Source organism: Metabacillus flavus, assembly GCF_018283675.1.
GTDB lineage: Bacteria > Bacillota > Bacilli > Bacillales > Bacillaceae > Metabacillus_B > Metabacillus_B flavus.
Map to the genome: position 1 here is coordinate 2,277,739 of NZ_JAGVRK010000001.1, position 14,760 is coordinate 2,292,498.

Consider the following 14,760-nt stretch of genomic DNA (forward strand, 5'->3'; position numbering starts at 1 on the left):
CACCATTATTTAAGTTTTTTTAGCTGATCGCCAATCATATCGCCTAACGAGAATCCTGAGGATTCTTCTTTTGGCTGATAATTTTTATAATCGCTCTCATCTGCCTTTTGAGGTTCTTCAAGCTCCTTCATGCTGAGAGAAATCCTTTGCTCATTCTCGTTAACATCCAGCACTTTTACACTCACTTCCTGTCCTTCTTCAAGAACTTCCTGCGGTGTGCCGATATGCTTGTTGGAAATTTGAGAAATATGAACAAGACCTTCTACACCCGGAAGAATTTCTACAAAAGCACCAAAGCTTACAAGACGCTTGACGGTACCGTCTTTGACATCTCCTGCTTTCACTTTTTCAGAAATTTGAGCCCATGGCCCAGGCAGTGTTTCTTTAATTGAAAGTGAAATCCGCTCATTATCGCGGTCAACTGAAAGGACTTTAACCGATACTTTTTGGCCTTCTTCCACTACATCGGACGGCTTATCCACATGAGTATGCGAAAGCTGGGAGATATGAACGAGTCCGTCTACTCCGCCGATGTCAACAAAGGCTCCGAAGTCTGTAAGACGCTGTACGGTCCCTTCCAGAACCTGGTCTGCTTGAAGCGATTCAAGGAGCTCCTGTTTTTTATCGGAGGATTCCTTTTCGATAACTGCTCTGTGAGAAAGAATGACACGGTTTTTTTTCGCGGTCAAGCTCCACTACCATTATCGAGAGTTCTTTGCCTTTGTAGTCGGAAAAATCTTCTACAAAGTGAGTTTCTACTAATGATGCCGGAATAAATCCTCTTACGCCAAGATCCACTACAAGTCCGCCTTTAACAACGTCTTTGATCTCAGCTTCGAATATTACTTTTTCTTCATACTTTTTCTCAAGGTCATCCCAAGCCTTGTCAGCATCCACTGCGCGCTTAGACAAAATAATAGCTTCTTCTTCCACCTTGGAAACCTTAAGTTCCAGTTCATCATCTTCCTTGACTGCATCTGAAGCTTTTTCAATGTGAAGGCTGGAAAGCTCGCTGATTGGAATTATGCCTGTGTGTTTGCAATTGTCAATTTCAACAATTACCTGCTTCTCCTCAACCTTCGTTACTGTGCCTTTAACGATGTCCCCAACTTCAGGTACAGCTACTTCCACGTTATTCATTTCCCCATTGTTCATTTCATCTACCATTCCATTTACCTCCTTGGTCAAAACCTGCACAACTTTGATAATATGTATGGTATTTCATTCGACAAACGAATGAAATGAAAACCCCTCTTTGTACTAACTTCTAATAAATGCTACTTTTTGTCAAGTCAAAACTCTTGTTTAACGATGTTTTTCGAGCAGTTCACTAATTTGTTCCATAATGACCAATGTCATTTCATCAGCAGAGACTTTTCTCTCTCTGTACTCCCTGGCATCCAGAGGTTTGCCAAAATAAATGCGGACTTTCTTAAAAGGTTTATAAGGTCCGATTACCGCGCACGGAACAACCAAAGCATCCGACCGGAGAGCAAAAAATCCCGCTCCCGCGAGTCCTTTTCCAAGCTGTCCGTCTTTACTTCTAGTTCCCTCAGGAAACAATCCTAAAACCTCTCCATCCTTCAAAACTTTTAATCCTTTTCTCAATGCTTCCCGGTCGCTCAATCCCCTTTTCACCGGAAAAGCTCCGACCTTGAGCAGGATCTTCCCCAATACAGGAATTTTAAATAATTCTTCTTTCGCCATGAAATGGACCATGCGGGGTGTACAGGCTCCGACGATCGGAGGATCAAGATTGTCAATGTGATTGCTGCATAAAAGGACAGAGCCTTCTTTCGGAAAGTTCTCCCTTCCATGTACTTCCATTCTATATACTGGCTTAAATAAAACTAAAATAAGGTTTTTCCCAAATTGGTATAAGGACATTCTTATCAAAGCCTCTCTGTCATTAATTCTTTTATGCGGACCACTACTTCTCCTATACTGAGTGAAGTCGTATCGATTTCAACAGCATCCTCTGCTTTCTTTAACGGGGAAACCTCTCTTTCGGAATCCAGTTTATCTCTTCTGGCAATCTCTTTTGCCAAAAGATCAATGCTTGAATCAAATCCTCTAAGCAGGTTTTCTTCATATCTCCGCTTCGCCCGCTCTTCAACTGAAGCCAGCAGAAACACTTTTACATCTGCATCCGGAAGGACATGGGTCCCGATATCCCGTCCATCCATGACCACTCCGCCGGATTCAGCCATTTTCTGCTGCCTTCTCACCATTTCTTCCCGTACTAATCGATGCATGGACACAGCTGAAACGTGATTGCTGATTTCGCTCGTCCGAATCTCCTCAGTAACATCTTCGCCGTTGATCAGAACAAGCTGATTTGGGCCTTCAGGTACAAGCGTAATATCCATAGAATGAAGCAGTTCCATCAGTTCATCCTCATTTTCTGTATCTTTATCATTTCTGATGGCAGTTAGCGTCAGGGCTCTATACATGGCTCCTGTGTCAATATAAACATACGAAAAGTCCCTGGCTACTTGTTTTGCTACAGTGCTTTTGCCTGCTGCGGCAGGTCCATCTATTGCTACCGATAGTCTTTTATTCATGTTCAATCTCCTTCTAAGAGTAATAGATTCATTGCAGTTCGCAGCAGAAAAGAATGCAGACTGGTCATCTGCACACATGATTATTTAAAAGTTTCCAGCCATTCACTGACTGTCTGCCTGTTCACGCCCTCATATCTGATTGCTTTGGAAACATACGGTTTGATCGCGGGCTGCTGCATGATTGCCTGTGCAGCAATTAATGCAGCCAGATGAAAAATAATCAATCTCATTAACATTCTTTCTGCTCGTTTCATATCCCGCTCAGCACCTGACCTTTTTAAGGTTCTGTTAAAGTTGTCTGCTGATTTATGCTTGAATCAAAAAGTGTTCAAAAAAAGCAGGACTGCTTAACATTTCCTTTTTTTAAAGCTCTGTTAAACTTGGCTGTTGATTGCAGCTGGCAGGCGTTCGCTTATCCTTGGGCGGACGGTGAGCCTCCTCTGCGCTTTGCGCCTCCGGGGTCTCACCTGTCCCGCTGCTCCAGCTGGAGTCTCAAGCCCTCCGCTTCAATCAACAGGTGTTAAAAAATCAACATGAAGCTTTAACATAGCTTTTTTAAAAAGTATCGGTCTAAGGAGTTCAACTTATTCAGCGGCAGCTTCTTTTTTCCTATGAAGAATTTGCTGATCAAAACAATAACGGACAATTTTCTGCTGTGCTGTCTCATTCATATTCATAAATTTGATGGTTGCTTTTCTAATACCTGAATGATCCTCTAAAATCCGGACAGACTCTGACTCAACCTTTACATAGTTAATTGTACCATCCTGCAAAGGCAGAGCCATCCAGACGATAAGCTGCTCTTTCTCATTGAGTGCGGCATGCTTCGGAATGATAATACCTGCTCCTCCGGCACTTAAATCGGATGTGACGGTAACAAATGGTTCAAAGGCTTCAGCAGGAGAGTGGACAGCTACATTAACATCTGAATCGATGCGGACATATTGACGTCTTTGTATCTTCAATACGTCTCGATTTTCAGGTTTTTTCAGGAGGATAACGGGAATGTTCTCTTTTCTTCTGCCCATAACGGCTGTGTCGAACTTGTAAGGATTCTGGTCAGAGGCCACAAACAGACAGGAAAGAAGTGTACCGTTCACAATAAAGGCTGTTTTTCCTGTACTTTCATTAAGAGGATAATCAATTGAGATCGTGCCTTCGTCCATAGATACAATTTTGCATTTATACACATCGCCAGACTGATCCAGCGGTTCCAGTGTTATCACATTCCCTATTTCAAGCATTTCATCACTCTTTTCAAATCATATATTCTACTTTGTCCCCACTCTTTATTAAATCACGGAATAAGAAAAAGGAAAAGTCTCGACTTTTCCTTTTTCATTCCACCTTAACACAATTTATGCTCTAAATTATCCTTACACTTCATTAAAAATAGGCTCCGCATTTTTTAGCTTTTCCACCTTTTCTTCCATTCCCGTACTGGCGTTAATAAACATTCTGTACGTATCATCATCAATGGTTCCGAGGAATTCATAACATAGGACTTCTTCACCAAGCTCATTTGTAATAACAGCAAGCCTGCTTTCCTGCACCATGACTTTCTGATTGATTTTCTCCCTCGCCTGCTCTTCCTTTAATCCAGGTTTAGGGATTTGTCTTTTTCTATGGGCGGCAAGAAAATCTTTTGCAGAAAATCCGATAATTTGACCGTCATCCAAAGCTACTTTGATTTTCAGGGTATCCGGGTAAAGCAGAACTCCATTCTCATTTGGAACATATGAGAAAACACCGATTGAATCATATTGCGCACTCTCATTCAAAACCAGGTCTTCCGCTTCGAATCCATGCTCTTTCAAAAAGGATACAGCATTATTTGATGCGTCATTCAAGCTGATGTTTTCCTCTTTTACCTTTCTGCTTTGGATCAGCCAGATTGGATAGCCTCCTTTTTTCGTAATATCCATATACAGATCCGCTTTATGCTTTTTATCGTACATGGATACACTGTAAAATTCGAAGCCGGCTCCCTTTCCGCTTTGTGTTACCTTTAATTTGTCTACATCAGTGGATGCAAATTCTTTTGCTCTTTGCTTCGCCTGCTCGGGTGTAATGTCATTGCCCTTAAGCTGTTCAAACCCTTTTTCAGCAGTTTTCATAGAAGTGAAGCCTGGTCCAAAATCCGTTTCCGAGTATGCACTTACGTTATTTTCTACAGATTTGAATCCATCGACTATGGTATTGTCCTGCTGCTTTTTACCTGATGCCAATGCCAGTTCTACATCCATCCAGCGCAGATTTTTATCAATAACCATATGCTGAACGTTTCTGAGCTCATTTTGAATATCAGCAGATTTTTCATAAAGCGCTTGAAGAGATGAATATTCATCCTTCGATAAAGGTTTATTTTCCAGGTCTCTAATCGCAGCTCTGTAGCTGAAATCTCCTATACTTGCCAGGAATTCTTCTGTCTTATTAAACGGAAGGAGCGTCAGCGGAAGCTGACCGACATCATTATGAGCCTCTGAAGTAATTCTCCATACCTCTGCTAATGCAGGCGAAAGGGATTCTCTCGAATTCATGGCCAGGGTCGTACCGATTTTGTCATGAAGCTGATCCATTTGATAGGATAAATCATGGAACGCACGCTGATAATTGTTCTCTGCATGAATAAGAACCGCGTTTTTTTCCTGATGCTCTTTGTAGCCCCAATAGCCGGTTCCAATAACGCCGATTGCCAGAAACGCAATGATGATTCCGCGTATCACAGGTAAGCCCCCTTCTTATTTACAGAAAATATGTTTTCCGATTTTTTTAATTTGCGGTCTTCCCCAAATCCATCCGCTTGTTGCTGTATCAGGATTGAAATAATACAAAGCGCTCTCTGTCGGATCCCATCCGTTAATCGCATCCAGAACCGCTTTCTTTGCCTGTGCGTTCGGTTCAAGCCATATTTGGCCGTCAGCAACCGCTGTGAATGCTCCTGGTTCGAAAATAACCCCTGCTGCAGTATCCGGAAATGTCGGACTCTCGATGCGGTTCAGGATCACGGCTGCAACAGCTACCTGTCCAACATAGGATTCTCCGCGTGATTCTCCATATACAGCATTCGCCATCAGCTGAAGATCATTTTGAGAATATCCAGCTGGCATATTAACGGCTGTGTTTTTGGATTTCTGCTTTTGTGCGGTTTGTTTTTGATTTTCTTTTGGGGCTGTCTGCTTTTGACCGCCGCCCTTTTGATTTTGAGCTGTCTTTTGGCCAATCCCTTGATTTTTAGCTCTCATTTGAGCTCTGAGTTTTTTAGAAGGACCTGATTGTTTATCAAGCGGAATCCCGCCGTAATGAGTAAAATCTTTCCCTTTAGCCAGCTGGGTATGAACGAAGCGGTCATTAAAGTCAGACTGGTTGACGAGCTTTTGCTTTGTCGTCAGCCCTACAAGCCCATCTACGTTTTCAAGACCGTAATCGTGCTGAAAATTCCTCACTGCCCAGTATGTGCTCCATCCATATACCCCATCGATTTTTCCGTGGTAATACCCTATATATTGAAGCCTTGCCTGCAATTCTATTACGTCGTTGCCGACTGCTCCCCGCTGAATGACCTGCTGAGTAAACGCATTGGCTCTGGGAAGATCTAAGTACCCGTAAGACGACGTTAAAATGAAGGTAACTGATAAAAGTACCATCCATGCAAAACGTATTCTAATCATGATGCTGCCTCCTATGTTATGGATGATTTTTGTTACATGTATTTTTTGTAGTGAATGGCATTTTATTCATGATCTTTTGAATGGGATATAATGGGATGAGAACTTTTGTGCAATCTCTTTGAATGAAGTATTATCTGCAAATGTAGTCAGCGGGACAAATGGGAGGCTCAACAGAAACCTGTGGATAAGCGGAGATCATGAAGGAGAAATGAGAATATGATTTTTCAAAAGCAAATTTTCCATTTTATAAAATAAAAAACTGTCATCGCTTTTAGTATCGGTTAAACTTGTCTGAAAAAATTAATGATTAATGAAAAGCAGCTCGCGCCGCGCGCTCAAAGACGAAAAAGAGCCCGGATATATAAGGACCGGACTCCTGGAATTATATATGTCTGGCAAGCCTTGCCTGCTTGGCTTTATGCAAAGCAAACCACCAAAGAATCAGCATAAATGGCAGCATGATCACAGGCCAGAATTTGTAAGTGAATAATATGTAATCATAAAACCCATGAAGAACAACCGGCATTATTAAGCTGAACACCAGCCATTTCTTTTTATCTTTTGGATTCTGGGTAAATTTACTTTTACCAAGGTAATAACCCATGATGACCCCAAACAAAGCATGGCTTGATACAGGGAAAAAAGCTCTTCCCATTGCAAATTCCAGACCATTGGCAAAAAGAAACAAAATGTTTTCAAGTGTAGCAAATCCTAATGAAACCGCGCTTCCGTATACAATTCCATCGTAATGTTCGTCAAAATGCACATGCGGATAGATGGCTGCAATGAAGATGAACCATTTAAAAAATTCTTCTAAAAAGCCGTATGCAAAAAAGATGCGGATAAAATCGTTTGAAAATACTTTTTCTGCATCCATTATGTATTGTATAAACATAAGAGGAAAAACAAGAACCATACCGAAAATAAATGCGCGAACCACCATGTATATAGGCTCTGTTTCAAATTGGTCTTTCAGGTAAAAATAGCATAATATTGCCAGACCAGGGGCAATTCCTGCAGATACTGCCGCAATCATACAGAGAGCCTCTTTTCAATTTTTGTCAATTGCATCCATTTATATCCTAACACGGATAGCCGCAATTGAACATGCCTCCCGATGTTAGAAATTCTCAAAATCTTCCTGATTCGCCGATCCTTTACTAGAAAGTAAAACTCCCAGCTTGATTCGCGCTTTTTTGCTGTCATAGTCTCCGCCAAGCAATACACCTTTTTGCTGAAGATCCTCTGCACTTCCAGCATAACTGTACGTTGGATGCACTTTCCCCTCTTCTGCACTTGTCGTAACGACAACGGTTACACCTGCTTTGATGGCCTCTTCGATTGCTGGAACCATGAAAGGAGTGACTTGCCCTCTGCCTACACCTTCAATTACAATTCCTTTAGCACCTGCCTGAACAGAAGCTTGAATAAACAAACCATCCTGTCCTGTATGGGATTTAATAATATCGACACGCGGAAACTTCCGAACGAGCTGATGCTGGTCTCTGCGAATCGGTTTTTGGTAAATGAAAACCCGGTCATTATCAATAATTCCCATATAACCATAGCCGAACGATTCAAAGCCCTGGAGATTTGACGCATGTACCTTTTTCACATATTTAGCGGAATAGATTCTTTCATTAAATACAACAACCGCACCTGCATCCGCGAGAGAATCGTTTGCCGCTGCATAAATTGAATTCCGCAAATTCGAATAAACGTCCGTACCTACGTCATGAGGAGCCTTCTGTGACCCTGTTATCACAACCGGCCTCTGATCTTTAATCGTCAAGTCCAGAAAATAAGATGTTTCCTCCAAGCAGTCCGTTCCATGGGTAACTACGATGCCTGAGACTTGAGAATCTTGAAATTCCTTTTCAATTACTTCTTTTAGCGAAGCCATTTTCTCCATCGTAATGTGCATACTTGGAAGCTGCATAACATCTATTACCTTCACTTCAATATCTTCAGGAAGTCTGCAAAGAGCAGCAAGTTCTTCACCAGAAAGCTCTCCTGATGAAAGAAGACCTTCGGATATTTCCTTGCTGGCAATCGTCCCGCCGGTTGTTAAAAGAAGTACTTTTTTCTTCATTTCCCTTCCCCCTTTTTTATATTTTCAGCAATAAGGCCCCCGTGGAATCTTCCGTTTTCTATGAAAATCTCATTAGCGTTGTTGCCTGCCGCCAATACTCCAGCAATATAGAGGCCCTCTATATTCGTCTCCATTGTCTCCGGACTGTAAATAGGCCTTCCAGATTCCTCATCCACTTCAATGCCCATATTTTTTAAAAATTGATGATCCGGATGATAGCCTGTCATGGCGAAAACAAAATCATTTTTAATCCTTTTAATCTCAGTTCCCACCGTGTATATAATTTCGTTTTCAGTAATTTCTGTTGCACATGCCCCAAATTCCATCGTAATCGCACCATTACGGACGAGTGCTTCAAATTCAGGCAAAATCCATGGCTTGACACTTTTTGAATACACATCGCCTCTATATAAAACCGTTACTCTTGCCCCTGCTTTTACAAGTTCCAAGGCTGCATCAACACTGGAATTTTTCCCGCCGATGACGGTTACGTCCTGGTCAAAATAAGGATGCCCTTCAGTAAAATAGTGAAAAACCTTCGGCAGATTCTCACCGGGGATGTTCATATAGTTGGGATGGTCATAATAACCTGTAGCAATAATGACATGATCTGCTCTATATCTTTCTTTAGAAGTCTCCACAGCGAAGGATCCGTTCTCCATCTTCTCTACACGCTCTACTTTTTCAAACGGCTGAACGCGAATGTTTTTTCTCTTTACCACCGACCGGTAATAAGCAAGTGCCTGATTTCGAACCGGCTTGCGGTTTTCCGTAATAAAAGCGACATCTCCAATTTCAAGCTTTTCGCTTGAGCTGAAAAATGTCTGATGGGTTGGATAATGATAAATGGCATTCACAATGTTCCCTTTCTCAATCACAAGCGGGTCGATCCCAATATCTTTTAATGCTATAGCAGCAGCTAATCCGCATGGACCTCCGCCGACAATTAAAGCTTTTTCATTTCGCATAAAATCTCACTCCCGTATAGATAGGACCTGTTTCAGAGAAGTGTTCCCTTAAATCTCTGTCCATTGAACTTTTCTTCAATTAAAAATCTCCTATCTAATGATAGGAGATTTTTTCAAGGCTTGCAACGGATTAAATCCAGCCTCTGAATCTGCTCGCTTCAGCCGTTTTTCGGACACCGACCATGTAGGCTGCGAGCCTCATGTCTACTCTTCTGTTTTGGGCTGTTTCATAAATGTTATTGAATGATTTCACCATAACTTTTTCGAGCTTTTCTTCGACTTCTTCTTCTGTCCAATAATAGCCTTGGTTATTCTGAACCCACTCAAAATAAGATACAGTAACACCGCCCGCACTTGCCAGCACATCCGGCACAAGGAGGATTCCTCTGTCATTCAGGATTTGAGTGGCTTCAAGTGTAGTAGGACCGTTTGCTGCCTCGACTACAATGGAAGCACGGATATTATTGGCGTTTTCTTCGGTAATCTGATTTTCTATTGCAGCAGGAACAAGGATATCGCAATCCAGTTCGAGCAATTCTTTATTCGTAATCGTATCATTGAATAGCTTCGTTACTGTTCCAAAGCTGTCCCGCCGATCCAATAAATAATCAATATCAAGGCCATCCGGATCATACAAGCCGCCGTACGCGTCTGATATCCCAACTACCTTTGCGCCTGCATCATGCATGAACTTGGAGAGAAAGCTTCCTGCATTCCCGAAACCTTGAACTACAACACGTGCCCCTTCAAGGGAAATCCCTTTTCTTTTGGCCGCTTCAAATATACAAATGGTAACACCCTTAGCTGTCGCAGATTCACGTCCATGTGATCCGCCAAGCACAAGCGGTTTTCCAGTAATGAATCCCGGAGAGTTAAATTCATCGATTCGGCTGTACTCATCCATCATCCAGGCCATAATTTGGGAATTTGTAAATACATCCGGCGCCGGGATATCTTTTGTCGGTCCAACAATCTGACTGATTGCCCTTACATAGCCACGGCTTAAACGCTCAAGCTCTCTAAAGGACATATCTCTTGGATCGCAGACGATCCCGCCTTTACCGCCTCCATAAGGAAGATCAACAATTCCGCATTTCAAGCTCATCCATATTGAAAGCGCTTTAACTTCTGTTTCTGTTACATTTGGATGGAAACGGATTCCGCCTTTAGTAGGACCAACTGCATCATTATGCTGGGCCCGGTACCCCGTAAAAATTTTCACGGATCCATCATCCATTCGCACAGGGATTTTTACAGTCATCATACGGATAGGTTCTTTAAGTAATTCATAAACTTCTTCAGGATAACCCAGTTTTTCCAGGGCTTTATGTATCACCGTTTGTGTCGCTTTTAACACATCATGCTTTTCATGGTTACTCTCGGTGTTTTTCTCGGCTACCATAAGTAAACCTCCTAATGTCAATCAATTGATATAGACGGCCTTTCAGACAATAGTATACACCTTCACTGTAGTTATGCAAAGACATAATGGCTGTTTTCCGGGGAAAATTTGACATGAAACTGCGAGCGGTTTCAAGAGCAAATTTACAGGTTATTTTATTGAATTTTCAGACCCTTTTCACCTCATGAGACCGTGAAAATAAAAACCGGCCATACCCTGGTTCACAAGAGCGGCCGGTCTGTTCTCATTGAAAATATTTATTAAGCTGATTGATCGCTTCTTCTTCCATAATCAGCTTTCCATACTCATGCAGCCTGTGCAGAGTAAGCGTAGTGGAACTCCCGAACTCAGCTAATACAGCAATTACCGTTTCTATTTGAGCAGGAGCATATTCATCAAGATGAAGGAAGTATCTCTGATTATAGAAATATACAGCTCCCTGGCTAAGACCTATTTGTTTCAATGCTTTTGACAATTGAATCAGGTCCTCAAAAGCATGAAATTCGTATACAATATCGATGCTTTCATCGAGTTTGACCTGCATTTCAATATAATCATCTGCATAATCTTCTTCTTCTTCCTCTATATCCTCATTGCTTTTTGTAACAATAACAACCATCCCTTGAGCCTGGAGAGAAAACACTTCCACAGCAAGAGATCCGTGAGCCTCAAAGCCAAGTTCAAGGCTTGCTTCATTCATCATATCCTTGAAGAGCTGATGCACCTTGAATGAATCCTTCCAAAGGTCTTCCTTAGTCAGACCGCGATCCATAAGATCGTCAATCGTAAGAAATATCTTGATTTTGTTATAATTAAGGCGCTCCAAACGCATCTCTTTCCCTCCTGCCGTAAAACCCTTACCATGTAATTATTCTATGATTTACAAGTAAGATGGTTCGTTATTTTGTTAACAGTTTACAACGGCAGAGAAAAATAGACAAGTTTATTCCATTCCTACATCGCAAGCTTTTCCTTCAGCCATATTTCCCATTCATGATTTGATGCTCCGAGCAGACAATTCTTATAAATGCGCTTCTTTTCTTCGTCCATAAACTGAAACGCCCCTCCACCAAGCCCCACCTGTAAATCGGGAAATTTCTCTTTCAGTGCATCAACGGTTTTAAGCGTCCGATCTATATTCTCTTCAAGCGTGCAAGCCAGAAATAAAAATTTAGGATGCACCTCTTCCAAAACAATTGGAAGGTCGTCCTCTGCGATACTGGATCCTAGATAGATCACTTCAAAACCTCTTCTGCGGAGGAAGAGGGTAAAAATCAGCAGCCCCATTTCATGCCATTCTCCCGGTCCGCAAACAGCGATGACCTTTGGCAGGAGACCATTCACTGGCAAAGTATGAAGGATCATTCCAATCCTTGAGCGCAGGAAGGCTGTAGCGAAATGTTCATGTGCCGTTGTAATCTTTCCCTGCTCCCATAAATCTCCCACCTTGGCCAGTACAGACCCGAGAATATCAATCATCACTTTATCAATGGAATAAAGGCTGAACGCACGGTTCATCAGTTCATGTGCCAGATTCTCATCAAAAGAAAGCAGTGCTTTAAGCAAATCGTCCATAAGTTCAACAGAACGGTCTGCAGTCTGTTCAGGTTCAATCATTCCTTCATTAACCGGAAGGCCTGTATTTTCAAGTAAGTTAACAGCCTGACTGATGGAAAATCCTTTATTCACTTTGTTGATCAGCCATTTCAGAATCCGAATGTGGTCTTCTGTATACAATCTGTGTCCAGATTCATTCCGGACCGGAGCGATCATTTGGTATCGTCTCTCCCATGCCCGGAGCGTTCCAGGCTGAATGCCAAGCATTTTTGAAACAGCTTTAATATTATATTTACCTTCTTCTGGATTCGGCATTATTTATCCTCCATCACCGCACAATAAAACATATATGCAAAAACTTCTTTTCTAAATTATATCGAAATGAACACTTTGTGTAAACTTTGTATAAGTATTGTTAATCAACTTTATCTGCTGTAATCGTGATGAAGTGGGCTTCTGCAGGTGCACCTAACCGGAGAGGGAGCTGGGTGGTCCCATATCCATTGCTGATCAGCTGGGCACCGTATGTTTTTTTATGTAGTTTTCCTTTTTCATATAGTCCGAATCCAAGCAGCCTTATTTGTCCGCCGTGGGTATGGCCTGATAAAACAAGCCGGATTCCGGTCTCTTCTTTTATTTGTTTATCAATATCAGGGTTATGGCAAAGCAGAATCCGGAAATCTGCATTTTTTGAGTCATTTAATGCCAGGTCAAGCTTGTCCCACCCGAATTTCATTTCACTAACGCCTAGAAGACTAATATTTTTTCCGGATTTTGAAGGAATAGAGAACGCTTGATTTTCAAGGAGCTTAACACGCTCCTGTTTCAATAACCGTTTCAGTTTCAGAATATCAGACTCAGGGTCATTATTTCCCAAGACCATAACAACGGGTCCTTCTTCTCCTAATCTCCGTACATTTCGGCGAATCCTTTCCAACGGTACTCCTTTTTCCGTCAGATCTCCCCCAATGCAAATCAGATCCGGTTTCTTTGGCATTTTAGCAAGCAGTTTCTCTGAAACCCTTCTTCTATGGATATCTGAAATAAAGAGCATATTCAATTCGCCATGATCGTAAGGAAAATCGCTATATTGGAGCTTTTGTCTATCCATTCGATTTCCATGAGCCTTCATAAACATAATCGCTGTCATTATAAGGACCAGACAAGCTCCAGCAAATAGATATATCACGTAATCACCTGATTTCCGCTCATTTGCTTTCGTAAAAAAGATTAATATCGAACTCATTCTTCATCATTTGAAAAACGGACGTTCTTTTCTTCCAATGATATGGCTGAGGCCATAGTTCTCCGCTTTTCCGTATAACCTCGCACCGGAGTGCATGATATTCTGTTTCTGCTTTTACTTCCTTCTTTTTAAAGTAAAGAGCAGTTGCATAGGCACCTGCAATGGCTACAATAAAATATAGATGAAAGGACTCATCTACAAATCTGGACAGCACGATTGACAGGCTGTTTTCACTTGTCAAAACGATAACTTTGTAGAAATAAACCATGAAAATAATCATACATAAGAAGGAAGTGAGCTGAAGGCTCAGCACCTTTTTTTTCAGCCTTTCAAATTTTCTCTTTTTATCAACTAAACTTTGGAGCATTTTTTTCGTCGGCTCATCCGTTATCGGCTCGAGCTGCTCAATCGCTTTTTCCATCTTAATCACCCTGCCTCTGAACTTTACTAATATCTATTCAAAAAGGGGACAGGGTATGAGGAAGAGAAGACAAAAAAAACTTCGTTCGCATGAACGAAGATTATCACTGCTTCAGCGGAATTTCAAGCACTTGTCCGGCATACACCTCATTGGCTGCGATCTGGTTGTAGTCTTTAATGATGGCTTCGCCTTCCCTGCTTTTATAATATTTAAGAGAAATGCGGTATAAGTTCTCTTTAGGTTTCACCACATGTTCAACGACCTTTCCTGCCGGCTTGTCCTCTGCAGGAGGAGCTGCCGGTTCAGACTTCTTTACATTTTCAGCAGATGCAGTTTTAGACGCTTCCGATGGCACCGGTTCGTTTTCAGGCTTTTTCTCTTGAGGCGGGGCCGCTGAATTTGCAGGTTTTTCAGCTTTCTCCTCTGGTTTAGATGCTACGGCTGCATCTTCAGATAAATCGGCATCCTTCCCAGAACTGCTTTCTTCAGATGCATCTGCCGGCTCTGAGTTTTCAGGAGCTTGACTCTTTGATCGATTATTATCAATAATAATCGACTCGTAATCTTTAAGTTTCTGCCCGTTATCCAGCGTCGTCCCATCTTTTTCATAATAATAAGTAAGCGTCAGGAATAATATAGGAAGAAGGATAAAACATAAGGCCAATAAGCTTATAAGCGGATATTTCAGCTTTACTTTTTTCTTGGTTTCCTTCGCGCGCCGCCTTGATCTGTGGATTTCGCTTCTTGTAGGATACTGTCCATTTTCATCTTTAAAATCCGCAGTCATTTGCTCCTTTACCTGATCGATTTTTCCTGAATGATTCATTCGCCTGCTCATG

Annotated in this window: 15 protein-coding genes and 1 pseudogene; all 16 read right to left on the reverse strand. The window is 41.8% G+C overall.

From position 1 onward, the window contains the following. Nucleotides 1-5 precede the first annotated feature (5 nt). Nucleotides 6-1,155, reverse strand: a pseudogene (rpsA, locus tag J9317_RS11710) (30S ribosomal protein S1). Between the two features lie 150 nt (nt 1,156-1,305). Further along, entirely contained in the window at nt 1,306-1,887 is a 582-nt protein-coding gene (locus tag J9317_RS11715; RefSeq protein ID WP_211558803.1) for a lysophospholipid acyltransferase family protein, read from the reverse strand. 5 nt (nt 1,888-1,892) lie between these two features. Further along, nucleotides 1,893-2,564 (reverse strand): (d)CMP kinase, encoded by a 672-nt coding sequence (gene cmk, locus J9317_RS11720; RefSeq protein WP_211558805.1) that lies wholly within the window; start codon nt 2,562-2,564, stop codon nt 1,893-1,895. 80 nt (nt 2,565-2,644) lie between these two features. After that, nucleotides 2,645-2,818: a DUF5359 family protein gene (locus tag J9317_RS11725; protein WP_211558814.1), complete on the reverse strand. Its 174-nt coding sequence runs from the start codon at nt 2,816-2,818 to the stop codon at nt 2,645-2,647. Between the two features lie 330 nt (nt 2,819-3,148). Then, a complete protein-coding gene (locus tag J9317_RS11730; protein WP_211558817.1) occupies nt 3,149-3,808 on the reverse strand; it encodes a flagellar brake protein in 660 nt (219 codons plus the stop codon). Between the two features lie 132 nt (nt 3,809-3,940). Continuing rightward, entirely contained in the window at nt 3,941-5,290 is a 1,350-nt protein-coding gene (ypeB, locus tag J9317_RS11735) for a germination protein YpeB (protein WP_211558819.1), read from the reverse strand. A 15-nt stretch (nt 5,291-5,305) separates the two neighbouring features. After that, nucleotides 5,306-6,211, reverse strand: a complete 906-nt coding sequence (gene sleB, locus J9317_RS11740) for a spore cortex-lytic enzyme (RefSeq protein WP_249292462.1) — start codon at nt 6,209-6,211, stop codon at nt 5,306-5,308. A 406-nt stretch (nt 6,212-6,617) separates the two neighbouring features. After that, entirely contained in the window at nt 6,618-7,271 is a 654-nt protein-coding gene (prsW, locus tag J9317_RS11745; protein WP_211558822.1) for a glutamic-type intramembrane protease PrsW, read from the reverse strand. 84 nt (nt 7,272-7,355) lie between these two features. Beyond that, nucleotides 7,356-8,327 (reverse strand): asparaginase, encoded by a 972-nt coding sequence (locus tag J9317_RS11750; RefSeq protein ID WP_211558824.1) that lies wholly within the window; start codon nt 8,325-8,327, stop codon nt 7,356-7,358. Beyond that, a complete protein-coding gene (locus J9317_RS11755) occupies nt 8,324-9,295 on the reverse strand; it encodes a YpdA family putative bacillithiol disulfide reductase (protein WP_211558825.1) in 972 nt (323 codons plus the stop codon). Before J9317_RS11755 ends, J9317_RS11750 begins: the two co-directional genes overlap by 4 nt. Before the next feature lie 130 nt (nt 9,296-9,425). Then, nucleotides 9,426-10,697 carry a Glu/Leu/Phe/Val family dehydrogenase gene (locus tag J9317_RS11760; RefSeq protein ID WP_211558826.1) on the reverse strand — a complete coding sequence of 424 codons (1,272 nt, stop codon included), beginning with the start codon at nt 10,695-10,697 and terminating at the stop codon, nt 9,426-9,428. A 244-nt stretch (nt 10,698-10,941) separates the two neighbouring features. Beyond that, nucleotides 10,942-11,529, reverse strand: coding sequence for a genetic competence negative regulator (locus J9317_RS11765; RefSeq protein WP_211558828.1), 588 nt, complete (start codon nt 11,527-11,529; stop codon nt 10,942-10,944). Between the two features lie 122 nt (nt 11,530-11,651). Next, nucleotides 11,652-12,569: a MerR family transcriptional regulator gene (locus J9317_RS11770; protein ID WP_211558830.1), complete on the reverse strand. Its 918-nt coding sequence runs from the start codon at nt 12,567-12,569 to the stop codon at nt 11,652-11,654. A 100-nt stretch (nt 12,570-12,669) separates the two neighbouring features. Continuing rightward, nucleotides 12,670-13,500 carry a metallophosphoesterase gene (locus tag J9317_RS11775; protein WP_249292142.1) on the reverse strand — a complete coding sequence of 277 codons (831 nt, stop codon included), beginning with the start codon at nt 13,498-13,500 and terminating at the stop codon, nt 12,670-12,672. Further along, complete coding sequence (locus J9317_RS11780; RefSeq protein WP_211558832.1) at nt 13,463-13,921, reverse strand: YpbF family protein; 459 nt, start codon at nt 13,919-13,921, stop codon at nt 13,463-13,465. Before J9317_RS11780 ends, J9317_RS11775 begins: the two co-directional genes overlap by 38 nt. 103 nt (nt 13,922-14,024) lie before the next feature. Beyond that, on the reverse strand, nt 14,025-14,747 hold the full coding sequence (locus J9317_RS11785) for a LysM peptidoglycan-binding domain-containing protein (protein ID WP_211558834.1): 723 nt from the start codon (nt 14,745-14,747) through the stop codon (nt 14,025-14,027). Nucleotides 14,748-14,760 lie beyond the last annotated feature (13 nt).